Source organism: Nocardia sp. NPDC024068 (genome assembly GCF_040638875.1).
Taxonomy (GTDB): Bacteria; Actinomycetota; Actinomycetes; order Mycobacteriales; family Mycobacteriaceae; genus Nocardia.
Window position 1 is genome coordinate 494,021 of record NZ_JBEZYU010000001.1, and the last position, 23,947, is coordinate 517,967.

The following is a 23,947-nucleotide window of genomic DNA, read 5'->3' on the forward strand; positions in this document are numbered from 1 at the left end:
GCACGGTGACATGATGCCGACGTGAGCACCACACACGACCGCACCCCGGGTGAACTGCGCATCTATCTCGGCGCAGCACCCGGGGTCGGCAAAACCTACGCGATGCTCGGGGAGGCGCACCGCCGCCTGCGCCGCGGGCAGGACGTCGTGGCGGCAGTGGTGGAAACGCACGGCCGCGAGCAGACAGCGGATCTCCTGGAGGGCCTCGAACAGCTCCCCCGCCTGACGATCCCCTACCGCGGCACGGTGCAATACGAGCTGGATGTGGACGCGGTGCTGGCCCGGCGGCCCGATCTGGTGCTGGTGGACGAACTCGCGCATACCAACACCCCGGGCAGCCGCAATGCCAAGCGCTACCAGGATGTCCAGGAGTTGCTGGCCGCCGGGATCGATGTGGTGTCCACCGTGAACATCCAGCACCTCGAGGGTCTCAACGATGTGGTGGAGCAGATCACCGGTGTCACCCAGCGCGAAACCGTTCCCGACGCGGTGGTCCGGGCCGCCGACCAGATCGAACTGGTCGATATCACCCCGGAGGCCTTACAGCGCCGGATCTCGCTGGGCAATGTGTACGCGCCCGAGAAGGCCGACGCGGCGCTGGCGCACTATTTCCGGCGCGGCAATCTCACCGCGCTGCGCGAACTGGCCCTGCTCTGGCTCGCCGACCAGGTGGACGCCGCCCTCGCGAAATACCGCGCCGACCACCGGATCACCAAGACCTGGGAGGCCCGGGAACGAGTGGTGGTGGCGGTCACCGGCGGGCGGGAGTCGGAGACGCTGGTGCGCCGGGCGGGCCGGATCGCGGCCAAGTCCAGCGCCGAGCTGATCGTCGTGCACGTGGTGCGCGGGGACGGCCTGGCCGGTGTGGCCGCACCGCAGATGGCCGTGGTGCGGTCGCTGGCCGGCCATCTCGGCGCGGAACTGCATACGGTCGTGGGCGACGACGTTCCGGCTGCCCTGCTGGAATTCGCCCGTCTGGTCAACGCGACCCAGCTGGTTCTGGGAACCTCGCGGCGTTCGCGCTGGGCCCGGATGTTCGACGAGGGCATCGGCGCCGAGGTGGTGCAGCGCTCCGGGGCGATCGATGTCCATATGGTCACCCATGAGGAAGCGGGCCGGCGGAAGCGACGCCGGTGGCGGCCGCTGCGCCGGCGCACCGCCTCCTGGATCGCGGCGCTGGCGGTGCCTTCACTGATCGCGGCATCGATCGCGGTCTGGCTGGACCCTTACCTGGATCTGGTGAGCGAGGGCGCGCTGTTCTTCGTCGCGGTGCTCGCGGTGGCGCTGTTCGGCGGAGTGTTGCCCGCGATCGCCGCCGCGCTGATCGCGGGCGTCCTGCTGAATGTGCTGTTCACCGATCCCCGGTACAGCATCAGTGTGTCCGAACCGAACAGCTTCCTGCCCGCGCTGCTGTTGCTCGTCGTCGCGGTCGCGGTCGCGGTACTGGTCGACACGGCCGCGCGCCGGGCCGAGCAGGCCGGTCAGGCTTCTCGGGAGGCCGAGCTGCTCGCCCTGTTCGCGGGTTCGGTACTGCGCGGGGCCGATCTCACCGCGCTGCTGGAGCGCCTACGCCAGACTTACGGCCAGCGCGCGGTATGCCTGCGACACGGAGACGGCGCGGTGATCGCGGCCGTCGGCGCGGACCCGCCCGGAAGCGCCGGCGACGCCGATACCGCGGTAGAGGTCCACGACGGCGACTTCCGGTTGCTGCTCGCCGGGCCGACCCTGCGGGCGCGCGATCGCCGGGTGCTGGAGGCGGTCGCCAACCAGGCCGCCGGACTGGTCCGGCAGCAGCAACTGGCCGAAGAGGCCAACGAGGCGGCGGCGCTGGCCGAAGCCGATCGGTTACGACGCGATCTGCTGTCGGCGGTGAGCCACGATCTGCGTACCCCGCTGGCGGCGGTGAAGGCGGCCATCTCGAGCCTGCGCTCCGACGATGTGGAGTTCTCCGCCGATGATCGTGCCGAATTACTGGCCACGGTGGAGGAATCGGCCGATCAGCTCACCGCGCTGGTGGGTAATCTTCTCGATTCCTCCCGGCTGGCCGCGGGCGTAGTGCGCCCGACGCTGCGGCCGGTCTATCTGGACGAAGTGGTGCACCGGGCACTGGTCAGCGTCGGAGTCAGCCCGCGGGGCGCGCGCCGGGGCGCGCTGGACCGGGTCACGGTGCGGGTGGGGCCGACAGCGGTCCAAGCCGACCCCGACCTGCTCGAACGCGTGCTGGCCAACCTCGTCGACAACGCCCTGCGCTACGGTGCGGAATCCCCCGTCAAGGTGGATGCCACCACAGTGGACGGTCAGGTGGTCGTCCGGGTCGTCGATCACGGACCCGGGCTCCCGGGTACCGACCCGGAGCGGGTCTTCGACCAGTTCCAGCAACTCGGTGACCGCGACAACACCAGTGGACTGGGCCTGGGACTCTCGGTGGTCCGCGGATTCGTGGTCGCCATGGGCGGTTCGGTGGCCGCCGGGCCGACACCCGGCGGCGGGCTGACGGTCACCGTCGAACTCGCGAACGCGACCGGTAACGTCGGCGACGACCCGCTGCCTACGGAGGTGCCGTGATGAAGTCCGCGCCGGAGTCCGGGCAGGAGCAGGGCCCGCATCCGACCGTTCTGGTGGTCGACGACGAACCGCAGATACTGCGCGCCATGCGGATCAACCTGTCGGTGCGCGGATACGAGGTGGTGACCGCGTCCACCGGTGCCGGCGCGTTGCGCGCCGCCACCGAACGCCGGCCCGACGCGGTGGTCCTGGATCTGGGGCTCCCCGATATCGACGGTATCGAGGTGCTGGCCGGGTTACGCGGCTGGACCCGGGTCCCGGTGATCGTGCTCTCGGCCCGCACCGATTCGGCCGACAAGGTCGACGCGCTGGACGCCGGCGCCGACGACTACATCACCAAACCGTTCGGTATGGATGAGTTCCTGGCCCGGCTGCGCGCGGCACTGCGGCGTGCGGCGGCGTCGGCCGAAACCGACGAACCGATAGTGACGACCGATTCGTTCACCGTCGACCTGTCGGCGAAGAAGGTCGTCAAAGGCGGCGCCGAAGTGCATCTGACCCCCACCGAGTGGGGCGTACTGGAGATGCTGGTGCGCAACCGCGGAAAGCTGGTGGGCCGCACCGAACTGCTGCGCGAGGTCTGGGGTCCGGCCTACCAGACCGAAACCCACTATCTGCGCGTCTATATGGCCCAGTTGCGGCGCAAGCTCGAGGACGACCCCTCCCATCCGCGGCATCTGCTCACCGAACCCGGAATGGGACACCGCTTCCGTGCGTAGTCCCTACATCTCCTCGGGGCGCCACGCGGTGACCGCCCAGATGGCGATCGCGCACCCCGCGATCACGATGATCGACCAGAGGGGCGCCCGGGGCAGCCACAGGAAGTTGATCGCGATGGTGACCGCCGCCAGGACCACGGTGGCCGTCCGGGCCCGGGCGGCACCGGCGAGCAGGCCGATACCGACCACTGTCAGCACAATGCTGTCGACGATATGGATCCAGGTCCAGGTGGTCGACGAGAAGCGGTAGCGGTAGCGCGGTACCGACGACAGCCAGGACGCTTCCCGGGCGACCGCGATCCCCTGCACCAGCTCCAGCACCGCCAGACCGAGCAGCAGCACCGCGACCGCCACGGAACCGGCCGCCGCGAAAGCCGATCCGGCGGGCCTGCGCTCCCGGAACTTCGACTGCATCCGCGCGTTCACCTCCTGCCGTGCCGTGCCGTGGACTGCACCGGCGCGCCGGGACCTGGGCACCGGCGCGCCGGGTGCCCTCACCCTCCCCGGACCGGCGGCCGCAATGATCACCCTCCGGGGGTGAACCGGTGTCCGCGCGGGCCGCCGGAACGTCGCCCTCCGGGGTGCGCGACCGGGCCCCGCGCTCCCGCCGGGACCGGGCGCACCCGGCCGGGCGGGAACCGCGCCCGCTCTCACGGGGTGACGATGGGGAATCGCGGGTCCGGGTTGTCGAGCAGCCCGAGGAACCATTCGAGCAGAGTCTCGTCGCCCTTCATCGTGATCCCGTCCAGCCCTCCGCCGACGACCGCACCCAATAGTTGCGCTCTGGTCAGGGACAGAATCAGGTCCGCGGGTTCGGGGGCCGGGGTCTCCGGGGTCGGGGTGCGGTGGGTGAGCGCACCTCGCGACACCGTGATCCGGTGCACCCGGTTCTCGTCGGTGAGTTCCCAATCCATGATGAAATCCCGTTCCGCCGCGCGTAACCCGTCGAGCCGCACCGCCAGGGAGTCGACGATCATGTCCAGGCTCAGCGCCCCCAGCATCTCGGTGCTCGCCGTCTGCGCCCCGATCGGGCTGGGTCCACCCCGCAGTTCGGCGGCCCCCACCAGATAGAAGTTGCGCCAGGTACCGTTCTCGGAGCCGTGGCCGAGGGTGTCGTACACCTGCGCCAGAGCCTCCTTCGCGCCGGCGTGGCCGGGTTCGGCGAAGACCGCGTGGCCCAGCAGGGTGGCGGCGAACCGCGTATCACCGGCGTCCGCGTACTCCCGGCCCTTCGCGACGATCGCGTCGATACCGCCGTAGTCGGCGACGTAGCGGCGGGCCTGTTCGACCGGCGGATGTTCCCACAGATGCGCCGGATTGCCATCGAACCAGCCCATATAGCGCTGATAGATCGCCTTGGTGTTGTGGCTGGTGGAACCGTAGTAACCCCGGTTCGCCCACAGGCTGTCGAGCGCGGGCGGGAACTCCAGCTGCTCGGCGATCTCGGGTCCGGTGAAGCCCTGATTGGTCAGCCGCAGGGTCTGATCGTGCATATAGGAGTACATATCCCGCTGCCCGGCGAGCCAGGCCGTCCAGTTCTCGCGGCCCCACGTCGGCCAATGGTGCGAGGCGAAGGCGACATCGGCCTTGTCGCCGAATCGCGCGATGGCCTCGTCCAGATACCGGGCCCAGATCCGCGAATCACGCACCACCGCCCCACGGAGAGTCAGCACATTGTGCATGTTGTGGGTCGCGTTCTCGGCCATGCACAGGGCGCGCCGGTCGGGGAACAGGAAATTCATCTCCGCCGGGGCCTCGGTACCGGGGGTGAGCTGGAAAACGATCCGCACCCCGTCGATCTCCTCTTCCTGACCGGTATGGGTGATGTCGACGGTCGGCGGGATCAGGGTGACGGTACCGGTGGAGTTGGTCATCCCCAGCCCCGTGCCGATCTGCCCATCGGGCGCTTTCGCCAGCACGGCCCCGTACATGAAGACCGCGCGCCTGCTCATCGCGTTTCCGGCGTAGACGTTCTCGGCCACCGCGTGTTCGAGAAAGCCCTCGGGCGCGAGGATCGGGACGGCGGGATGTCCCTCCGGCAGAATTCCCTTGGCACCGCCGAAATGGTCCACATGCGAATGCGTGTAGATCATCCCGGTGACCGGTTTGTCACCCCGGTGACGACGGTAGAGGGCCAGGCCCGCGGCAGCGGTTTCGGCCGAGATCAGCGGATCGATGACGATCACGCCCTCGCGCCCTTCGACGAACGTCATATTCGACAGATCCAGATTGCGCACCTGGTAGATACCCTCGGTGACCTCGAACAGGCCACCGATATTGCATAGCTTGCTCTGCCGCCACAGGCTCGGATTCGCGGTGGGCGGGCAGTCCCCATCCAGGAAGCGGTAGGCGTCGACGTCCCAGATGACCCGGCCGTCGGCCGTACGCACCTGGGGCGTATCGAGTTCGGCGACGAAACCGCGCGACGCGTTGTCGAAATCGGTGGTGTCGTCGAAGTCCACCTGCATGGTCATCGTTACCTCACTCCGCGATATCGGCCGGCCTTACGGATACCGGTGAGAAATTCGGCGGCTTCCCCGGGCAAGTGGGGTGGCGTTCGGCTCACCGGCCCTGGCGACGCTAGCCACTCGTCGCACCGCGGCAATCGCCCGTCGCGGGTGAAATCCCACGCCCGCGGGCTGCCCGGCGACCGGCTTCGGCGGCACCTCATCCCCCACGGGTGAGGTGCCGGTGCGCCACGGGGACCACACTTCGGGCAGTCCGCACCGTCCGAGACATATCCGGAGGACCGAGATGACCGACCAGACCGCCCCGAAGAAGTCGCTGCTGTCCCGGATCACGCTCAACCAGTGGCTGGCACTCGTCGTGACCGTCCTGGCGGTGGTGTTCATCTTCGCGAACCGCGACCGGGTCGATATCGAATTCCTGCTGGTCACGGTCACTTCACCGATGTGGCTGATCCTGTTGATCATGTTCCTGGCCGGGATGGTCGCGGGCTGGCTTTTCCGGCGTTCCCGCCGCTGACCGTTCCCGGCCGGCGGCCTTCTTCAGCCCTTGCCGTGCGGCATGGTGGTATCCCCCAGCGCGTCGGCGATCGTCGGGTACACGGCGATACTGTGGCTACCCGCCTCGGCGGCCGTGAGTTCCTCACCGAACTGACCGATGGAGCGGGCGATCCGGAAAACGATCCGGCGCCGGGCCAGCGTGTCGCGCAGGTCTATCAGCATGCTCGCGGCGGTGACATCGATGGCCGGCGAGGTTTCGGCGTCCAGCACCACCAGCCGGGTCCGCTCGGTGCACAGTTCCTCGATCCGGTGCCGGACGAAATCGGCGTTCACGAAACACAGCCCCGCCTCCACCCGGACCACCAGCGCCTCCGGCCGCCCGCGCAGGCCGGGATGCCGTGCGGTATCCAGCCACAACCCGTCGCTCGGCGCCAGCGCGGCGATATGGGGCTGCGAGGTGCGGTACACCAGCAGCAGGATGGCGACACCCGCACCGATGAGCAGCCCGGGCAGCGTATCGAAGATCAGGACCCCCATCATCGCGGTCACCGCGGCGACGAAATCCGCCCGCGCGGCATGGCCGTAGATACTGCCGAGCCAGTGCGACCACACCCGGTAGAAGCGGCGCAGCGCCGCGATATCGACCAGCTCGATCACCGCCGCGATCACCACCGCCGCCAGCGTCGCCTCCGGCAACTGTTCGAACAGCCCGGTGAGCAGCAGCAGGGTGAATACCGTCAGGACCGCCACCACCAACCCGCTGACCTGGCTCTTGGCTCCGGCCGAACCGTTGACCGCGGTTTTGGACAGACTGCCGTTGACGACCATCCCGGCATTGAGCCCGGACCCCAGGTTCGCGGCGCCCAGCCCGATCAACTCCCGGTTCGGATCGACCTCGTACCCTTCCCGGGCCGCGTAGGTCTTGGCCGCGCCCAGGCCTTCCGCGAAACCGATCAGCAGGACTCCGACGGCGGGACCCAGCAGATCCAGATAGTCGTGGAAACCCGCGTCGGGCAGGCCGGGAACGGGCAGGCCGGATTCGATCGTCCCGACGATTTCGACCCCGTGGTCGTCCAGGTCGAACAGCGCGACCGCCACGATCCCGGCGACCACGGCCACCAGCGAACCGGGGACGAGCGGCAACCAGCGTTTCAGGCCGAGCACCAGCACGAGACTCAGACCACCGACCAGCAGTGTGCGCCACTGGGTATCGCCGAGACCGGTCAGCACGCCCCACGCCTGCTCGAAGAAATTGCCCTCGTGCTTTTCGATACCGAACAGTTTGGGCACCTGCCCGATGATGATCACCAGCGCCAGCCCGATGATGAACCCTTTCAGAACCGGTTCGGAGATGAACGCGGCCACGAACCCGAGGCGTAGCAGTCCCGCGATCAACCCCACCACTCCGGTCGCGATGGCCAGCGCGGTGGTCAGGGCGATATAGCGCCCGCCGTCCGCACCCGCCAGCGGCGTGATCAACGCCGCGGACAGCGCCGCCGTGGCCGACATCGGCCCGACCACCAGATGCCGTGAACTGCCCGCCAGCGCATACAGCACCAGGGAGGGCACCGCCGCGTACAAACCGACCACGGGCGGCACGCCCGCGATCGTCGCGTAGGCCAGCGCCTCGGGGACCAGGACCGCCCAGACGGTGAGTCCGGCGATCACATCGGGCCGCAGCCACGACCTCCGGTAACCGCGCAAGGACTCGAAGGGCTGCCACCGCGCGGCCGCCACCCGCCCCTCGCTCACAGCCCGCCGAGCCCTTTGCCGAACACCACCGCACCCATCACCAGCAGCACGATCGCCATGACCATATGGTTGCTGGCCTCCAGCCAGGCCCGGATGCGGGTGAGTACATCGCGTAACCGGTCGGCCGCCAGCGCATATCCCAGCACCACGGCCAGCACACTGGCCGCGGCGATCACGGTGAACACCACCAGGGCGACGACCTGCCCGCCCGCGCTCAATCCGGCGGAGCCGATGACGACACCGGCCGACGCGCACAGCAGTAGATTCTTCGGGTTCACACCCGAGAGCAGTGCGCCCAGCCCGACGGCCTTGGCGGCGGTCAGTTCGTCGAGACCCCGCATCCATCCGGGGGTGGCGGTGTCGGCGCGCTGCCGCCACTGGACGAACGCCAACGCGAGTAACAGCACCCCGAGGACGATCTTTATCCAGGCCGCGGCGGTGCCGGGCCCGGTATCGGAGGAAATCCCGAACACACTCGCCAGCACGATGAACACCTCTGTCGCGACGACGATCCCGAGCGTCCAGCCGAGGGCGAACCCACCCGCGGCCGCCGACGCGTGCCTCGACAGGATCATCAGGATGGCCGCCACGATCGGAATGGGTGAGATCGCCACTCCTACCGCCAGCGGGAGAAGATCACCGATCACTGTGCCCATACCGTCACGCTAGGCAACGGGGTCGCGCGTCCCGTCATACGTGACGGGTGAAATCAGTCCGGATCCGGCGCTCGGTCCTGATCTCGCAGCCACACCCGGGCCTGCGCGTAGGCGGCCAGGGTCGATTCACCGATGGTCGCGGTGGCCGGGAAGAACTCCAGCCGCACGCCCTGCGCCGCCAGCAGATCGTCGGTCCAGAACCGGCGGACCCGCGGATCGACCCCGCTGAGATAGAGCCGGCCGTCGTGTTCGGCCAGCCGCCGCGCGTAGCCGGCGACGACCACGAAGAAGGTCGCGCTCACGGTCGTGCGGCCGCGTAACCGCAGGATCACCACGGGGGCACGGGCGCCGGCCGGATCGGGCAACTGGGCCTGCAGGGTCCGGGCACCGGCGTAGAACAGGCTCCCGTAGACGTCCAGGATGATGATCTCGCCGTCCGATGCCGTCGCCGGCCGCGGCGCTTCGCGTAACCGATGCCCCTCGGCACGTAGCCGGACCACCTTCAGGTCCATGGCCTCACGGTTGAGCTGGAGCAGCAGCGAGAGCGCGACGCCGACGCCCACGGCTGCCGCGACCGGTAGCACCAGCGTGGCGACGAAGGTGGTCACCAGTGCGATCCGGGAGCTGGAACCGCTGCTCCAGATCGCGCTGATCCGGGACTGCGATATCGACCCCACCGCGGCGACGATCAGCACGGCGGCCAGGGTCGGCATCGGCACCCGGCCGACCGCGGGCGCGAACGCGGCCAGGATCGCCAGCGCCCAGAGCCCGGACCAGATTCCGGCCCAGCGGGTGCGGGCGCCCGCCACCTCGTTGAGCGCCGTCTGCCCCATCGAACCGCCGACCGGCATCCCGCGCACCAGCGCGGCGGCGATATTGCCCACCCCCTGCGCGGTGAAATCCCGATTGACCTCGCCGCGGGTGCCGTCGAGGTTGGGTGCCGCCTCCGCGACCCCGGTGCCCTGGACCAGCACGATGACCGCCACCGCCAGCGCACCGCTGATCAGAGCCGGACTGAGCAGGGTGAGGTCGGGCGGGCCGAGACTCGGCAGTCCCGAGGGGATCTCGCCGCTACCCGACACCCGCTCCACCGAATCCCACCCGAAGACGACCACCAGAGCCGTCGGCACGGCCAGTGCCGCCAGCGCCGCCGCGACGCGCAGGCGGGTGCGCGCGAGTCCGAGCATGAGCGCGATCGCGGTGACACCGGTGAGCAGCGACGGCAGATCGATCCGGCCCGGATGCACGAGGACCTGCACCGCCCGCGCGACGGCGATATCGGCGTCGGTATCGGACCCGGTGAGGTCGGCGAGCTGGCCGAAGGCGATATTCGCCGCGATCCCGGCGAGAAATCCGGTCATCACCGAATGCGAGACGAATCGCGTGTAGCGGCCCAGCCGCAGGACCGCCGCCAGCACCATGAACATGCCGGCGAGCAGCGTCAGCAGCGCCAGCGCCTCCGGACGGTTGTCCGCCGGGACAGCCAGCAGCGCCGAACCCGCCGCCAGCGCGGACGCACTGGTCGCGGTGACGACCATCCGCCGGGTCCCGGTGGCGAAACCACCGGCGATCCGGCCCGCGATACTGGCGTAGAGCCCGTGCACCGGGCTGACCCCGGCCAGCACCCCGGCCGCCATACCGTCCGGGATGCTGCCGATGGCGCCGGCCAGGCCCGCGAAGACGTCGTCGCGCCGCATCCGTTCGTCCGGGAGCACCGCGCGCAGCCACCGGACCCGGCGTTTCATGGATTCCGACGGTAGCGGTGGATCCGGCTGGCGCCGGGACCCACGCCGGGGAGCCGGATCAGGTCCGCGGCCGCCATGTGGCGATGGCCCAGATCACGACGATATCCAGCGCGATGACCAGCGTCGACCACCACGGGTAATAGGGCAGCCAGAGGAAATTCGCCAGGATCGACAGCGCGAGGATGCCGATGGCCAGACCCCGGCCCCACGCCGTACCCGTCATCAGGCCGAGCGCGCTGATGATCAGCACCGCGCCGAGCACGATATGGATCCAGCCCCAGGTGTTCAGGTCGAATTCGTAGATGTACTCGGTCCCGACCACGAACAGCCCGTTGTCGGCGAGCGCCGCGATACCTTGCAGCAGCGACAGCACGCCGACGGTGAGCAGCAGGATCGCCGCCCCGATCGAGGTGCCGGCGGCCACCCCCTGCCGGAGCGGTGATTCGACGGAGGTACTCGCCCTCCGGTCCGGTGCAGTTGTCATCTCCACTCCTTCCGCGCGCAGGTGTGGCACGACTCTCGCGCCCCGGCGGACGCCGCGCCTCACCCGGCGCGGGTGAATCCGGAGATCCGGGCTCAGCCGTCCGGTTTCGCGACCGGATCGGCGCCGCCGCTCCCCGGCCCGGGGTCCACGGCATCCGGTCGCCCGGGGTCCTCGGGGTCCGGCCGGTCGGGGGCACGATCGCTGATGAGCAGGGTCAGCCACCGGGTCGACGGATCGATATCGATCAGCAGCGCCTTGGCCAGCAGGGTCAGCGGGATCGCCAGCAGCGCGCCCAGCGCACCCAGCACCCACGCCCAGAACACCAGCGACAGGAAGGTGACCGTCACGCTCAGGCCGACGGCGTCGCCCACGAATTTGGGCTGGATCACCGACTGCACCACCACGTTGAACACGCAGTACAGCACGATCACCCAGATCATCTTGGTGAAGCCGCCGTCGAGCAGCGCCAGCAGCGCGGGCGGCACCAGGCCCACCACGAACCCGATATTCGGGATGTAGTTGGTGATGAACGACAGCAGCGCCCACAGCAGCGGGAAAGGTACCGCCAGCAACCACAGCGCCACACCGTCGAGCACCGCCACGATGAGCCCGAACACCGTCGACACGATGAGGTACTTGCGGGTTCCGGCGGCGAATGCGTTCAGCGCCCGCGCGATATCGGGACGCATGGTGGCCAGCGCACCGGTGCGGCGGCCGATGGTCATCCCGTCGAAGGCCATGAACAACAGCAGCGCGAGGATGAAGACCAGATCGGAGAAGATCCCGGTCAGCCCGCGCAGCAGCGATTCGAGGACCCCGACCGCGTTGCCCAGATCGAATCCGCTCAGCGCGTGCTCGATCCGTTCCTTGTCGATATCGAAATCGGCCAGCAGTGCCCTGACCTGGTCGAGCAGATCACCGAACTGGTCGGAGTAGCCGGGCAGCGCCGTCGCCAGCTGCGCGACCGATACCGCCAGCGCGGCGACCAATCCCAGCAGCAGCAGGTACACCACCACCAGCGCCACGATCATGCCCAGCCACGGCGGGAGCCCGCGGCGCTGCATCCGGGTCTGGATCGGCTGCGCCGCGACGGCGAGCATGAGCGCCAGGAAAACCGGGCCCAGCACACCGGCGAAAATCTTCGTACCGCCGATCGCCACGACCGCCGAGGCCGCCGCGAGCAGCACGATCAGGCCGCGCGGCATCGACCATGCCGATGCCGCGCCGGCGGCCGGATCGGTCACGACATGGCCTTGGCCTTGAGTCGTTCGTATTCGGCCTCGGTGATGGTGCCGTCGGCGAGAAGCAGTTTCGCGTCCGCTATCTGCGTCGCGGGGTTGGTTCCGGCGGTCTGCTGGATGTACTGCTTCTCGGCCGTCTGCATCTGCTCGGCCACCGCGATCGACCGCTGGGTCATCCCGCGGCCCCGCACGATCAGGTACACCAGCGACGACAGCAGCGGCAGCAGGATCAGCAGCACCACCCACAGCGCCTTGACCCACCCGGAGGTCTCCCGGTCGCGCAGCAGGTCACCGATGATGTGGAACAGCAGGAGCAGATACGCGATGAACGCGAAACTCACCACGACCAGCCAGAGCGCTTCCCAGAACGACATGGCCCACCTCGTTTGCCTCGGATACAGGGGTCCCCGCGGGCGGCGACAGCCGCCACCGTATGCCGCGCGCGTGGGCATCCGGTTCACCCGCTACGGATGAATCCGACCGGATACGCCCTGGTAACAGGTTGGTTCAGGACCGCTCGACCCGGGTCTCGCCTCGGGTAGGCTCCCGCTCAGTGCGTGCTAGTGCTGTTTCGGACATCTTCGTCGGGAGGCACCGTGACCACTTCGCCAACACTGGATCTGACGGGCCGCCCGGTATCGCGAGCTCGGTCGCGATCACATATCCCGGTCTTCCCCTTCACCCCGGTGTCCCGGCATCGATTGCACACCGCACTGGACTCGGTGGCCGATCGCGGTCACGGCGGAGTTCTGCTGATCTGCGGAGCGGTCGGAATCGGGAAAACCGTGACGGTGGCCGACTGGGCGGCGAACCATCTGCCGCAAACCCATCCGGACACCCGCACGGCGTGGATCACGGTGCGCGATCAGATGTCGTTGTGGGCCGAACTGCGCGCGCGCCTGCAGCTGCGGGGCCTCGGCGCGGGGCGGCCGGCGGCGGGGATCGGGGAAGCGGATACGCTCCTCGAGGCGCTGGCCGCCCAGCGCACACCGACCGTCCTGATCATCGATGACGCGCATCTGATCACCGACCCACTCGCCCTGGCCGGACTCGAATACTTCCTGCAGAACGCGCCCGAATCGGTGACCACCGTCCTCTGCGCGCGGTTCGATCCGCCGATCCGCTGGCATCTGCTCGACCTGCACTCCCGGCTGACCCGGTGGAGTGCCCGGGATCTCGCGCTCTCCGCCGGTGAGGCCGCCCAGCTCTGCGACGGCCACGAATGCGAACTCGACGGCGACACCCTCGACACCCTCATGTCGCTGACCGAGGGCTGGGCCGCCCTGGTGCGGATCGCCGCGATCTATCTCACGGCCAACACCGTCGACCACACCGACGCCCTGGCCGCACTGGCCCGGCCGCCGCACGCGTTCGCCGATATCCTGGTCGGCGAACTCATCGACACCCTCTCTCCGTCGCTGCGCCAGTTCCTGACCTGCACCAGCATCCCGGAGGAGTTCACCGAACAACTCGCCGACGATCTGGTCGGCGGCGGTGCGGCGCACCAGCTCTACGAGCTGAATCGGCTCAACTTCCCGATGACCTCGCTCTCCCGCGGTGGCGCCGTCTGGTTCTCCTACCATCCGATGCTGCGGGCCTACTTCCTGGCCGAGGCCAATCGCCTCGGCCCGGATCTGTGTGCGGATCTGCATCTGCGGGCGGCCCGGCAACTGATGGCCACCGGTGAGCTGTGGGCGGCGCTGCGGCATCTGCTGGCCGTACCCGACCGGCGGCCGCTGGCATCGTTCCTGGCCGACCATGCGCTGGCGCTGGTGCTGGCCGATCACGGTGAAGCGCTGTTCGATGCGCTGGCCGGGGCCGCTCCCGAGGTGCTGACCGACCCGTTCCTGCGGCTGCTGCAGGCCACCGACGCGCTGCTGCACGGCGACAGTGGATCCGCGCAGGCCTACCGGGACAGCACCCGTTTGCAGGCCGACGACGAGCCGGTTTCCCTGGCGGGCCCGTACCGGCTCGACGCGCTGGGCGCCGCGGTGAACGCCGAACTCGCGGTGGCCACCGGCACCGCGCCGGAATCGACGGCGCTGCCGGAGCGGCTGCCGCCGGCCGACCGGCCCGACCTGGACGGCTACCTCGCCGTCACCACGGGAACCGTGCTGGTGCTGCGCGGCGAACTCGCCCGCGGCGAGGAGCGGTTACGGGTCGCACTGACGCGCACCCGGTCCCGCTGCCATCCGCGGTTGCGGCTCATCGCGGTGACCCGGCTGGCCGTCACCGCGGGTCTGGCCGGATCGATCACCACCATGCGGCAGCGGGCCGAACGCGCCCGGGCCATCGCCCGCGACCACGATCTGCTGGACCTCCCCGAAGCCGTGCACGCCACGGCGCTGGAGGCCTACGGCGCCTACCTGCAGGGCACCGATCCGCAGCCGGGCCGGATCGAAATCCTGTGCGCCGAACGTATCCGGCGCGACGGAACACCGGGACCGGTCGCGGGCTGGCTGCCGCATACCGTGGGTACGCTGCTGCACTGCCAGTGCGCCACCGACCGGGCCACGGCCACCGACCGGCTGCGCCGCAGTATCGGCCGGGTTCTCGACGCCGACCCCCCGCCCGCGCTCAGCGGCGGCCTGCTCGGCGCCGCGGTGTGGACCCTGCTGGGCGTGAACGAGGCGCCGACCGCGCAGCGGCTGGTCGAACGGGCCCGCGCGGTCCTGGGCCGCACTCCCGATACGGTGCTGGCCGGAGCGGCGCTGGCCGCGTTCGCCGGAAACCATCAGGCGGTGGTGACCCAGGTGGAGCCGTTGCTGACGGCCACCCCCGCCGCGCATCCGGTGAGCCGGCTGACCGCGCTGCTGCTGGACGCCCGCGCACATCATCAGCTCGGCAACGATCCGAAATCCCGGGAGGCGGTGGAGCAGGGGTTGCGGATCGCCGCCGGCCATCAGATCACCCGGCCGTTCTTCGACGTACCGGGCGCGGTCGAACTACTCGACTACTACGCCGGATGCTTCGGCCACCACAGTGCGTTCGCCGATACCGTGCGGGCCAGCCATCACGCGCACCGCCGGACCGACCATCCGCCGCTCACCGCGACCGAGGCGACCATCCTGCGCCAGCTGCCCTCGGGCCGGACGACCCAGCACATCGCCGATGATCTCGGGGTTTCCATCAACACGGTGAAAACCCATCTGCGCGGTATCTACGCCAAGCTGGGCACCAGTTCGCGCATGGAGACACTGGAAGAGGCGCGCCGCTCCGGATTGCTCTGACGCCGGGAACGGCTCCCGGCCACGAGATCCGACCACCGCGCCCGTCTTTCACCCGAAGCGGACGAGGTGTGCGACCGGGTTGCCGGGTGACACTTGGTTCCCGGCAACCGGACCGCTCTCTCCACGCCCGGACCGCCGCCGACCCGAGCCGCGACCATGCAGGAGATGGCGATGCGATATCAGTTCACCATCGACGGCGAACTCTCCGAGCGTGCGCTCGCCGCCTTCCCCGAGCTCATCGGAAACCGGGGCCAGGGCACCACGGTGCTGTCGGGACCGGTCACCGATTCCACCGGTGTCCGCACGATCCTCGCCCGCATCGACAATCTGGGCCTCACCGTGCTCGAGATGCACCGGCTCCCGGACTGAGGACGCGGGATGTCTGTCCTGGTACCCGCGAGCCAGCGCCGCACCCTCGACGAGGTCACCGAACGGCTGAATCTCGGAACCGGCGACTCGCGGGCCAAGCGCTCGGCCTTCTGGATCATGCTGGTGCTCTCGGGCGTGATCGCGGTATCCGGGGTGGTGGGTGATTCCACCGCCACCGTGATCGGCGCGATGATCGTCGCACCGCTGTCGGTCCCGATCCTCGGGGTCGGTCTCGGGATCGCCACCAGCGACGCCCGGCTCGTGGTCCGCAGCCTGCTGCTGGTGACGGCCGGCGCCGCCGCGGTGATCCTGCTGGGATTCCTGGTCGCGCAGTTGCTGCCGAATCCGACCGATGTACTCGGCAACTCCCAGGTCCTCGGGCGGACCTCGCCCCGGATCGTCGACCTTTCCGCGGCCCTGGCCACCGGGCTGGTCGGTGCGATAGCCATCACCCGTCGCGATGTGGGCGATGTGCTGCCGGGTGTCGCGATCGCCATCTCCCTGGTGCCGCCGCTGGCGGTGGTGGGCGTCTGCCTGGGGTCGGGTTCGCCGTCACTCGGAGTGGGCGCGTTCGTGCTCTTCGCCTCCAATATGGTGGCCATGATGATCACCGCCGCGGTAGTGCTGGTGTTCACCGGCTATGCCCACGAAGCGGGGGCGGGCGCCGCGCGGCGCGGGCGGGCCTACGCGGTACTGGCCGCGGCGCTGGTCGTGGTCGCGATCCCGATGGTGGTCAACTCGCTCACCTCGCTGTGGGCCGACCAGATCGCCGACGCGACCCGGCAGTGGCTGCGCGATATCCCGGGGGCGCAGGTCACCGATGTGACGCTGCACAGCGATACCGCCACCATCGAGATCCGGGCGCCCGGGGAACTGCCGCCGGTCGACACGCTGAAACAGTCGGTCTATTCGCTGGTGCCGTGGGACCCCGAGGTGGTGATCGTGCATACCGTCGGATCCCGGGTCAGCGACTGAACCGGGCCGGGCGGGATCAATAGGGCTGTGCCTGCCCCGCCCACCTGCCGGTGGGTCCGTCCGCCGAATCCCGGGGGAACGAGATCCGGTCCGGGTCGCCGTCGGAGGTGAAGCGGGAACCGGGTTCGGCCGCCAGCTGATCGAGCCAGTAGGCGCTGTCGAACGGGACGGCCCCCAGGCCGGACCGGATCCGCGGTACTGCTCCCTGGTCCCCCGCGCCGAACGGTGACGGCGCCGGATTCGCGCCGACCAGCATCACGGCATCGAACCGGTAGGACGTGCCACCGGCGGTCCCGGCCCGCGCCAGCGCGGGATCTTCGGGCGCCATACCGAGGGGCAGGGCCAGTGTGCGCACCGGCACGCCCGGTGCGGCGGTGCCGATGGCGGCCACGTTCGACGCCAATTCGTGCCGCACCCGCGCGGGATCGGATTCGGCGAGGTTCGCGTGGGTCGCGGTATGGGAGCCGATCTCGTGACCGTGCGCGGCCAGATAGGGCAGCGCACGGGGGTCGCCGCCGAAGGGATCGTTGGTGACGTAGAAGGTCGCGCGGGCCGGGAAATCCGGATGGGCGGCGGCGAACTCCTCCAGGATCGCGACCGCGCAGCCGGGGGCGGGGCGGCCGTCGGGTCCGAATCGCAGCTGGCTCGTGGTCGAATCGTCGAAGGTGAGCACCACCGGGTGCGTTCCGGCGGGGATATCGATGGACCCGGCGATGTACTGGGCCGCGGTGATCGGGCGGTAGCCCTCCCGGTACAACCGGTCCAGTTCCCCGCGGAACTCGGCCGGTGTCTGGTCGTATTCACCGGCCGGCTGCGCGGACAGCTGGTGGTACATCAGGATCGGGACCTGTCCCAGTTCGTCGGCGCCGACCGCCGCGGGATCCGGCCGCGCGGTGGTGGTCACCGGCGGAGGCGGCGCCGGTGGGGCGGGCGCGGTCTCGGCCGTCCCACCGCAGGCCGCGGCACCTATCGCACACAGAGCCGCCACGACGACCCGAACAATGCTCACCGGGTATCGAACCATCGGACGAATGTTACGTGCCGACAACGATTTACGGTTCATCTCCGCGAAACAGATTGGTGACGGCGCGCACTGGCCATCCTGTCCGGGAACGGGTTCTTGTGGAAGTTGGTGCGTTGTGCTCATGCGGGTGCGGGCCCTCGGCCGGAAACGGTCGGCGGTCCTGGTTTTCGGTGTCGTCCTGGCGATCGTGCTGGTGTCGGTGGGGGTCGGCGCCGCCCGGCAACCGGTCGAACAACTCCCGCTGAGCGGATTACCACCCGGGCCGGTGGGTGCGGCGGCGCTACCGGATCTGACGCTGCGGGTGGACGCCGCCGGACACGATCCGGGGTCGGTCCGGTTGACCCTGGACGGTGCGCCCGTCGAGGGCCGGGTGGAGGGCGCGACGGTGCTCTATCACCCGGAGAACCTCACCGACGGCGACCACACCTTCGCCGCGGAGATACCGGCCGGCTGGTTCCGCCGCGACCCCGCGGTCTCGGCGACCTTCACCGTCGATACCGCGGCCCCGGAACTCGAGGTGGCGCGGCCGGAAACCGTCGGCTCCTACCGCGACCCGGTGACGGTGCGCGGCCGCGCACCGGACGCCGCGCGGGTGTCGATCGGCGAACACGCGGTGGCCCCCGGCCCCGACGGCAACTTCGAAACCGAGCTGCCGCACAGTCCGGGCGGTTCGGAAGTGGTCGCGGCCGACGCCGCGGGCAATACCACCACCCGCGCGCTCACCACCGGTATCGACCTGCCGCGGATGCGCGCCGTCCACGTCACCGCGCACGCCTGGTCCCACGACGGGATGCGGGGCGAGATTCTGGACCTGGCCCGTCAGGGCCGGATCGACACCGTGCAGCTCGATATCAAGGACGAGGACGGGGTGGTCGGCTACAACTCGAAGGTGCCGCTGGCCCGCACCACCGGCGCCGCCACCCCCATCTACGACGCCCGGGCGGCACTGCGGCAGCTACACGATATGGGTGTGCAGGTGGTGGGCCGTATCGTCGCCTTCCGTGATCCCGGGCTCGCCGAATGGGCCTGGCATCACGGCCGGCGCGACTGGGTGATCCAGAATCCCGCGGGGCAGCCGTACTCCAGCCATTACGGCGCGATCGCGTTCACCAATTTCGCCCATCCCGAGGTACGCGGCTACAACATCGCACTCGCCGTGGAAGCCGCCGAGCTCGGATTCGACGGCATCATGTACGACTACGTCCGGCGCCCCGACGGGCCCTTGTCCAGCATGCGGTTCGCGGGATTGAAAGGGCCGGCGACGGTCGCTGTCGCCGAATTCCTGCGGCAGAGCCGCACCCCGGTGCAGGCCGCCGGCGCCCATCAGAGCGCCGCGGTCTACGGTATCGCCGCCACCCGGCCCGACCAGATCGCCCAGGACATCGGCCTCATGGCCCGGCAGGTGGACTATGTCGCGCCGATGATCTACCCGTCGCATTGGGGCCCCGGCGAATACGGAGTGGCCGACCCCAATTCCCAGCCCTACGACATCGTCGCCGCCTCACTGCGGGACTTCCAGACCGTGACCGAAGGCACCGGAGCCCGGGTGATCCCCTGGCTGCAGGATTTCAGCCTCGGCGTCGACTATGGAGATGCCCAGGTCAGAGCACAGATCGACGCTGCCGCGAAAGTAGGGATCCACAGTTTCTTCCTGTGGAGTCCGTCGGTGACCTACCACGGCGGGGCCCTGCCCGTGAAGTGACCGCGTAACGCCGCGGACCCGCGCGGCGACGTCTCCGGTGACGTAATGGCCCGTCGGGGGGCCGGCCCGTCCATTTATCGGTTGTGGAATGGAGCTGGGGACATGGCTTTCCGAAGTGGTTACCTCGTGCGCTGTCGCGATTATCTCGCAGAGCACCGTCTCGCGGCGGCGATCGCCGCACCGGCCACGCTGGGCGTGGTCGCCGCCGTGGGCGCCGCCTACTCGGTGACGGCACCGCAGCAGGTGGACACCCAGCTGCGGGCCTCGGTCACCGAATGCCACGATATGGTCACCATCTCGGTGGCCGGACGGGGTGACACCCCGGCCGCGGGCACGACGAAACTGCTGGTGGATGCCAACGGGAACCCGCTGCCGGCGGCGCTGTCCGGCGATCACAGCAGCGAATGGGTCGACCCGGTGGTGAACGCCCCCGCCGACGATGTGGCGCCGGGCTCCTATGCCGCCGTCTACATCGCCTACCCGGCGAATATGGCCACCTACGAGGACGCCGTCACCACCGGTGCGGCCAACACCAAGCAGGTGATGCGGGAGATCGCGCAGGCCTGCCCGGACACCCGGTTCGCGATCGTCGGCTACAGCGAGGGCGCCGATGTGGTCCGCCGGGTCGCCATGGACGTCGGCCACCAGGAACAGACCGGCGGCGGCTACGCGATCGTGGATCCGGACAAGGTGACCGGTGTGGTGATCCTGGCCGACGGCGGCCGGACCGCAGGTGACGGCCCGTTCCCCGGCGCGGAGAACCCGTTCGGCAACCCGGACGGATTCGATCAGGTCTATCAGAACGGCAAGACGCCGGTCCCGGGGCAGGGCGCGCTGCCCGGCACCGCCGGTGATTTCGGATCGCTGAACGGCAAGATCGCCTCCTTCTGTTCCGACGGCGACCTGACCTGCGCGGCGCCGGACAATATCGCGCTGCTGCAACTGGTGGTCAATGTGGCGCGGCAGGTGAATGCCGACGCCCTGGAACGTGAGGGCCTGACGCCCGCAACCGGGCAGGACGTCGCCGTGGCACTCAGCCGGGTCGCGCTGCTGGCCCTGGGCGATATCCGCTCGCAGCCGAACTGGATGGCCAGTGACGAGACGTTCCTCGAGGTGCTGCTGCGGGTCTCCGATCCGGCCTACGACCCCGCCGCGGTGGCACCCGCCCCGCAGCAGCCCGCGGACGCCATCTCCACCGACGAGATATCGCCGTTGGCCTATCTGCCGCAGAAGGTCCTCAACGAGATCGTGGGCCTGATCGTCACCAACCAGAACACCATTCCGGTGATCCTGTCCGACCCCTACAAACTCACCCTCGGCCCGAACGCCACCGGTCATCATTTCGACTACTGGCGTGACGCCGACCCGAACAACGGTAAACCGCTGACCTCGGCCGAGTACGCGGCGGCATGGCTCACCCATCTGGCGAAACAGGCGCAGGCCGGGGAACCGGTGAACACAAAGTCGACCCCCACCGCGGCCGATCTCGACGACGCGTACCGGGCGGCGGCGGCCACCTCCACCCAGGCCACCGCCACCACGACCACCACCGCGCCGACCACGACATCGGCGACAGGTACCACCACGACCGGCGCGCCGACCACGACGGAACCGTCCGGCACCCTGCCGGCGACCCCCTCGGGAACCACGACCGCACCGTCGGAAGTCGCCGCGCCTGCCCCGGTCCCGGCCACCCCTTCGTCGAGCGGCACCGAGACGGCCACGCCGTCCACCTCGGCGGCGCCGGCCACCAGCGGCGAACCCACCCGCACCACCGAGCCCACCGTGACACCGTCCACGGGCTCGCCGGCCGAAACGGCTCGCTGATCCGGTCGGCGAGAGCCACGCGCCCGGACTCCGGGTGCGGCCACACGCCGCGCGGGCGGTGACCCACCCCGGGTCACCGCCCGCCGCCGGTTCGTACGCGAGGATGCGTTCATGACGATCACCTCGCACGATCTCGACTATCTGCGCCGCTGCGTCGATCTGGCGCGGGAGGCGCTCGCCGCCGGCGACCAGCCGTTCGGGTCGCTACTCGCCGGCGCCGACGGCGCGGTGCTGTTCGAGGACCGCAACCGGGTAGCCGGTGGCGATCCGACCCGGCATCCGGAATTCGAGATCTCCCGCTGGGCGGCCGCCCACCTGAATCCGGAGGAACGTGCTTCGGCCACCGTGTACACCTCCGGCGAACACTGCGCGATGTGCTCGGCGAGCCACGGCTGGGTGGGCCTCGGCCGAATCGTGTACGCGGCCTCGGGGCGTCAGCTCGCGGACTGGTTGCATGCCTGGGGCGCACCCGCTTCCCCGGTCGCGACCCTGGCGATCGGGGAGGTGGTGCCGGGTGCGGTCACCGACGGTCCGGCGCCCGAACTCACCGCGGAGATGGAATCGCTCTACCGCGCCTGTTTCGCCCCGGCCCGGTGATCCCCGGCAGCGGGTCCGTGGCCGGGGTCCCCGACCGGCCGGGGCGCGATCGCGGCCGGGCCCGCACCGGTCCGGCGTAGCCAGGCCAGATGCCGGCCGGATATTTCGGCGACGGTGAGCAGTTCGAATCCGGTTTCGGCCGCGAGCGCCTCCGCCCGGTCGATACCGGCCTCGGCCCAGGGGAACCAGTCACCGGCCCGATCCCGCGTCTCGAGCCGGATCTGCCGGACCACGATACCCGTTCCCGGACAGTCGAATTCGACCACCGCCAAGCCGTCGGGGCGCAACAACCGCGCCACCCGGCCCAGCAACCGGCGTGGGTCGCCGCCGATCCCGATATTGCCGTCGGCGAGCAGCGCGTAGTGCCAGCGCCCGTCACCCGGCAACGGGCCGAAGACATCACGCGCCACGGCGGGCGCGCCACGGTGCCGGGTGACCGCGATCGCCACGGGTGAGATATCCACGCCGAGCGCCATCACACCGCGCCGGCACAGCGCGGTGACCAGCCGGCCCGGACCGCATCCGAGGTCGACGGTCGGGCCGTCACAACAGCCGACCAGCGCCGAATCCACCTGCCGGTCGGCCGCGCTGACGCGGCCGCCGCCGAGCCACCGCCGGGTGGGCAACCGGGTCCGGTCGCCGTCGGCGGTGCGGATCCAGCATTCACCGCCGGTGAGAGCCGGATCGAAGCGCCCGATCACCGGGCCGCCTGTCCGGCCGTCAGCGCGTCCATCTCCGCCGCGAACCGGCCGGAACAATCACCCGCCACCCGCAGCGCGTCGTCGTAGTGGTCGACGTCGGTGAGCATCGGCAACGGACCGACGCGGTAGCCGCACGACCGTAGCGCCCGCCGGGTGTGCTCGCCGGTGGCCGGTGTGGACATCGGCACGTCGGCGAGCAGACGCGCCGCTTGCGGGTCGGGCAGCCCCAGCCCCCACCACCCGCCGTCCGCGGCCGGTCCGAGGAGAGCATCACCAGCGGCGACGAGGGCACCGGCCGCGTCGGCAAGCATTCGTGACGTGACCTGCGGGGTGTCCATCCCGATCTGCAGCACCGGGAGCCCGGCCCGGGCGGCGTCGGCGTGCGCGTTCGCCAGGCGCACCCCGAAACCGTCGCCACGCTGCGACCGCACCTCGAAGGCCGTCAGCGCGGCGGCGATCTCCGCGCCGTACTCGGCGGCGCCCAGATCCCCGGTGAGCGCGACCATCCGGTGCGCGAGCGGACAGTCCCGGACCGCGGCCAGCGTATCCAGCAACGCGGCGGCGGCCAGCCGGGCCGCCTGCACCGGCGACAGGGGCGGTGTCAGGCGGGTTTTCGCGAAACCCGCGACCGGAGCCTTGGCCACGATCAGCACTGTCGCCGGCAGTATCGCCGATCCACGACCGCCGGCCCCGATGCGGGTCACCGCAGCACCGCCAGGAAATCGCGGGTGGCCCGCAGCGAACCACGCGCCGATCCGGACACTTTGGATGTTCCGCCGGCACGGGGGTGATAGCTGATATCGACCTCCCGGACCTCCCAGTGCGCGTCCGCCGCGCGGACCAGCAGTTCCAGCGGATATCCGAACCGGTCGTGCAGCCGGCCCAGGGATTCCAGCCGCTCCCGCCCCGCGACCCGCATGGCGCCGATATCGTGCACCGGCAATCCGTAGCGGCGGCGCAGCCGGTGCGCGACGACCCGGTTGCCGAGGCGCGTATGCCACGGCCACACCCCGCGCGATACCGGCCGGCGCCGCCCGACCGCGAGGTCGGCACCCGCGCGCACCGCCGCCACCAGCAGCGGGAGTTCGGCCGGGTCCATCGACCCGTCGCCGTCGAGGACGGCCACCAGCCCGGTACCCGCCGCCGCGATTCCGGCCTGCACCGCGGCACCGTAACCGGGCCGGGTCTCGGTGATCACGCGCGCCCCGCAGGAGGCGGCGACGGCGGCCGTGCCGTCGGTGGAGCCGTTGTCCACCACGATCGGCCGGTAGCCGGGCGGTAGGGCGGCCAGGACGCCCGGCAACGCTTCGGCTTCGTTGCGGCACGGGATCACGACGGTCACACCGGCCGGGGTAGGGGGATCTGTCGCCATAGGTGTCACGCTAAGCCGGAAT

The 23,947-nt window shown here is 70.1% G+C and carries 21 protein-coding genes; 9 read left to right on the forward strand and 12 right to left on the reverse strand.

Annotated features, from left to right (window positions below; all coding sequences use genetic code 11):
* The first annotated feature begins 21 nt into the window (after positions 1-21).
* Together AB0F41_RS02130 and AB0F41_RS02135 are read left to right on the forward strand one after the other, a co-directional pair.
* Entirely contained in the window at positions 22-2,565 is a 2,544-nt protein-coding gene (locus AB0F41_RS02130; protein ID WP_357420824.1) for a sensor histidine kinase KdpD, read from the forward strand.
* Positions 2,565-3,284 (forward strand): response regulator, encoded by a 720-nt coding sequence (locus AB0F41_RS02135; RefSeq protein ID WP_357420825.1) that lies wholly within the window; start codon positions 2,565-2,567, stop codon positions 3,282-3,284. The genes AB0F41_RS02130 and AB0F41_RS02135 overlap by 1 nt, the downstream gene beginning before the upstream one ends.
* A 3-nt stretch (positions 3,285-3,287) precedes the next feature.
* Here the strand turns inward: AB0F41_RS02135 and AB0F41_RS02140 are convergent, their stop codons facing one another.
* Both AB0F41_RS02140 and AB0F41_RS02145 read right to left on the reverse strand, forming a co-directional pair.
* Positions 3,288-3,698, reverse strand: coding sequence for a hypothetical protein (locus AB0F41_RS02140; protein ID WP_357420826.1), 411 nt, complete (start codon positions 3,696-3,698; stop codon positions 3,288-3,290).
* Positions 3,699-3,934: 236 nt separating this feature from the next.
* Complete coding sequence (locus AB0F41_RS02145) at positions 3,935-5,752, reverse strand: alkyl sulfatase dimerization domain-containing protein (protein ID WP_357420985.1); 1,818 nt, start codon at positions 5,750-5,752, stop codon at positions 3,935-3,937.
* 286 nt (positions 5,753-6,038) lie between these two features.
* Between AB0F41_RS02145 and AB0F41_RS02150 the strand changes: the two genes are divergently transcribed.
* On the forward strand, positions 6,039-6,269 hold the full coding sequence (locus AB0F41_RS02150) for a LapA family protein (RefSeq protein ID WP_357420827.1): 231 nt from the start codon (positions 6,039-6,041) through the stop codon (positions 6,267-6,269).
* Positions 6,270-6,292: 23 nt separating this feature from the next.
* Here AB0F41_RS02150 and AB0F41_RS02155 read toward each other — a convergent pair whose 3' ends face one another.
* The 6 genes from AB0F41_RS02155 to AB0F41_RS02180 form a co-directional block, all read right to left on the reverse strand.
* Positions 6,293-8,002, reverse strand: a complete 1,710-nt coding sequence (locus tag AB0F41_RS02155; RefSeq protein ID WP_357420828.1) for a SulP family inorganic anion transporter — start codon at positions 8,000-8,002, stop codon at positions 6,293-6,295.
* Entirely contained in the window at positions 7,999-8,658 is a 660-nt protein-coding gene (locus AB0F41_RS02160; RefSeq protein ID WP_357420829.1) for a GAP family protein, read from the reverse strand. The genes AB0F41_RS02155 and AB0F41_RS02160 overlap by 4 nt, the downstream gene beginning before the upstream one ends.
* A gap of 53 nt (positions 8,659-8,711) precedes the next feature.
* Positions 8,712-10,403, reverse strand: a complete 1,692-nt coding sequence (locus AB0F41_RS02165) for a SulP family inorganic anion transporter (RefSeq protein ID WP_357420830.1) — start codon at positions 10,401-10,403, stop codon at positions 8,712-8,714.
* 58 nt (positions 10,404-10,461) lie between these two features.
* Entirely contained in the window at positions 10,462-10,887 is a 426-nt protein-coding gene (locus AB0F41_RS02170; protein WP_357420831.1) for a hypothetical protein, read from the reverse strand.
* 92 nt (positions 10,888-10,979) lie between these two features.
* Entirely contained in the window at positions 10,980-12,092 is a 1,113-nt protein-coding gene (locus AB0F41_RS02175; RefSeq protein WP_357420986.1) for an AI-2E family transporter, read from the reverse strand.
* A 35-nt stretch (positions 12,093-12,127) separates the two neighbouring features.
* Positions 12,128-12,502, reverse strand: a complete 375-nt coding sequence (locus AB0F41_RS02180; protein WP_357420832.1) for an SHOCT domain-containing protein — start codon at positions 12,500-12,502, stop codon at positions 12,128-12,130.
* 222 nt (positions 12,503-12,724) lie between these two features.
* Here AB0F41_RS02180 and AB0F41_RS02185 point away from each other — a divergent pair, with 222 nt between their 5' ends.
* From AB0F41_RS02185 to AB0F41_RS02195, 3 genes are all read left to right on the forward strand, one after another.
* Entirely contained in the window at positions 12,725-15,358 is a 2,634-nt protein-coding gene (locus AB0F41_RS02185; protein ID WP_357420833.1) for a LuxR C-terminal-related transcriptional regulator, read from the forward strand.
* A gap of 165 nt (positions 15,359-15,523) precedes the next feature.
* Entirely contained in the window at positions 15,524-15,727 is a 204-nt protein-coding gene (locus AB0F41_RS02190) for a hypothetical protein (RefSeq protein WP_357420834.1), read from the forward strand.
* A 9-nt stretch (positions 15,728-15,736) separates the two neighbouring features.
* Positions 15,737-16,702, forward strand: coding sequence for a TIGR00341 family protein (locus AB0F41_RS02195; RefSeq protein ID WP_357420835.1), 966 nt, complete (start codon positions 15,737-15,739; stop codon positions 16,700-16,702).
* A gap of 16 nt (positions 16,703-16,718) precedes the next feature.
* Here AB0F41_RS02195 and AB0F41_RS02200 read toward each other — a convergent pair whose 3' ends face one another.
* Positions 16,719-17,726: a polysaccharide deacetylase family protein gene (locus tag AB0F41_RS02200; RefSeq protein WP_357420836.1), complete on the reverse strand. Its 1,008-nt coding sequence runs from the start codon at positions 17,724-17,726 to the stop codon at positions 16,719-16,721.
* 121 nt (positions 17,727-17,847) lie between these two features.
* Between AB0F41_RS02200 and AB0F41_RS02205 the strand changes: the two genes are divergently transcribed.
* From AB0F41_RS02205 to AB0F41_RS02215, 3 genes are all read left to right on the forward strand, one after another.
* Entirely contained in the window at positions 17,848-19,428 is a 1,581-nt protein-coding gene (locus AB0F41_RS02205) for a putative glycoside hydrolase (RefSeq protein ID WP_357420837.1), read from the forward strand.
* Positions 19,429-19,530: 102 nt separating this feature from the next.
* On the forward strand, positions 19,531-21,255 hold the full coding sequence (locus tag AB0F41_RS02210) for a cutinase family protein (protein ID WP_357420838.1): 1,725 nt from the start codon (positions 19,531-19,533) through the stop codon (positions 21,253-21,255).
* Between the two features lie 111 nt (positions 21,256-21,366).
* Complete coding sequence (locus AB0F41_RS02215; RefSeq protein WP_357420839.1) at positions 21,367-21,852, forward strand: nucleoside deaminase; 486 nt, start codon at positions 21,367-21,369, stop codon at positions 21,850-21,852.
* Here AB0F41_RS02215 and AB0F41_RS02220 read toward each other — a convergent pair.
* Genes AB0F41_RS02220 through AB0F41_RS02230 form a run of 3 tightly spaced genes read right to left on the reverse strand, consistent with a single transcriptional unit; the run spans position 21,822 to position 23,925 of the window.
* The gene (locus tag AB0F41_RS02220) at positions 21,822-22,553 is read right to left on the reverse strand and encodes a class I SAM-dependent methyltransferase (RefSeq protein ID WP_357420840.1); all 732 of its coding nucleotides are present in this window, start codon (positions 22,551-22,553) and stop codon (positions 21,822-21,824) included. The two genes, AB0F41_RS02215 and AB0F41_RS02220, sit on opposite strands and share 31 nt — an antisense overlap.
* Positions 22,550-23,257: a DUF2064 domain-containing protein gene (locus tag AB0F41_RS02225; RefSeq protein ID WP_357420841.1), complete on the reverse strand. Its 708-nt coding sequence runs from the start codon at positions 23,255-23,257 to the stop codon at positions 22,550-22,552. Before AB0F41_RS02225 ends, AB0F41_RS02220 begins: the two co-directional genes overlap by 4 nt.
* Complete coding sequence (locus AB0F41_RS02230) at positions 23,254-23,925, reverse strand: glycosyltransferase family 2 protein (protein WP_357420842.1); 672 nt, start codon at positions 23,923-23,925, stop codon at positions 23,254-23,256. Before AB0F41_RS02230 ends, AB0F41_RS02225 begins: the two co-directional genes overlap by 4 nt.
* Positions 23,926-23,947 lie beyond the last annotated feature (22 nt).

Bases quoted from the DNA above. Each gene is read 5' to 3' on its own strand.
- AB0F41_RS02135 (WP_357420825.1), top strand. From the start codon at position 2,565: ATGAAGTCCGCGCCGGAGTCCGGGCAGGAGCAGGGCCCGCATCCGACC.
- AB0F41_RS02140 (WP_357420826.1), bottom strand. From the start codon at position 3,698: ATGCAGTCGAAGTTCCGGGAGCGCAGGCCCGCCGGATCGGCTTTCGCG.
- AB0F41_RS02145 (WP_357420985.1), bottom strand. From the start codon at position 5,752: ATGCAGGTGGACTTCGACGACACCACCGATTTCGACAACGCGTCGCGC.
- AB0F41_RS02150 (WP_357420827.1), top strand. From the start codon at position 6,039: ATGACCGACCAGACCGCCCCGAAGAAGTCGCTGCTGTCCCGGATCACG.
- AB0F41_RS02160 (WP_357420829.1), bottom strand. From the start codon at position 8,658: ATGGGCACAGTGATCGGTGATCTTCTCCCGCTGGCGGTAGGAGTGGCG.
- AB0F41_RS02165 (WP_357420830.1), bottom strand. From the start codon at position 10,403: ATGAAACGCCGGGTCCGGTGGCTGCGCGCGGTGCTCCCGGACGAACGG.
- AB0F41_RS02170 (WP_357420831.1), bottom strand. From the start codon at position 10,887: ATGACAACTGCACCGGACCGGAGGGCGAGTACCTCCGTCGAATCACCG.
- AB0F41_RS02175 (WP_357420986.1), bottom strand. From the start codon at position 12,092: ATGCCGCGCGGCCTGATCGTGCTGCTCGCGGCGGCCTCGGCGGTCGTG.
- AB0F41_RS02180 (WP_357420832.1), bottom strand. From the start codon at position 12,502: ATGTCGTTCTGGGAAGCGCTCTGGCTGGTCGTGGTGAGTTTCGCGTTC.
- AB0F41_RS02190 (WP_357420834.1), top strand. From the start codon at position 15,524: ATGGCGATGCGATATCAGTTCACCATCGACGGCGAACTCTCCGAGCGT.
- AB0F41_RS02195 (WP_357420835.1), top strand. From the start codon at position 15,737: ATGTCTGTCCTGGTACCCGCGAGCCAGCGCCGCACCCTCGACGAGGTC.
- AB0F41_RS02200 (WP_357420836.1), bottom strand. From the start codon at position 17,726: ATGGTTCGATACCCGGTGAGCATTGTTCGGGTCGTCGTGGCGGCTCTG.
- AB0F41_RS02205 (WP_357420837.1), top strand. From the start codon at position 17,848: ATGCGGGTGCGGGCCCTCGGCCGGAAACGGTCGGCGGTCCTGGTTTTC.
- AB0F41_RS02210 (WP_357420838.1), top strand. From the start codon at position 19,531: ATGGCTTTCCGAAGTGGTTACCTCGTGCGCTGTCGCGATTATCTCGCA.
- AB0F41_RS02215 (WP_357420839.1), top strand. From the start codon at position 21,367: ATGACGATCACCTCGCACGATCTCGACTATCTGCGCCGCTGCGTCGAT.
- AB0F41_RS02230 (WP_357420842.1), bottom strand. From the start codon at position 23,925: ATGGCGACAGATCCCCCTACCCCGGCCGGTGTGACCGTCGTGATCCCG.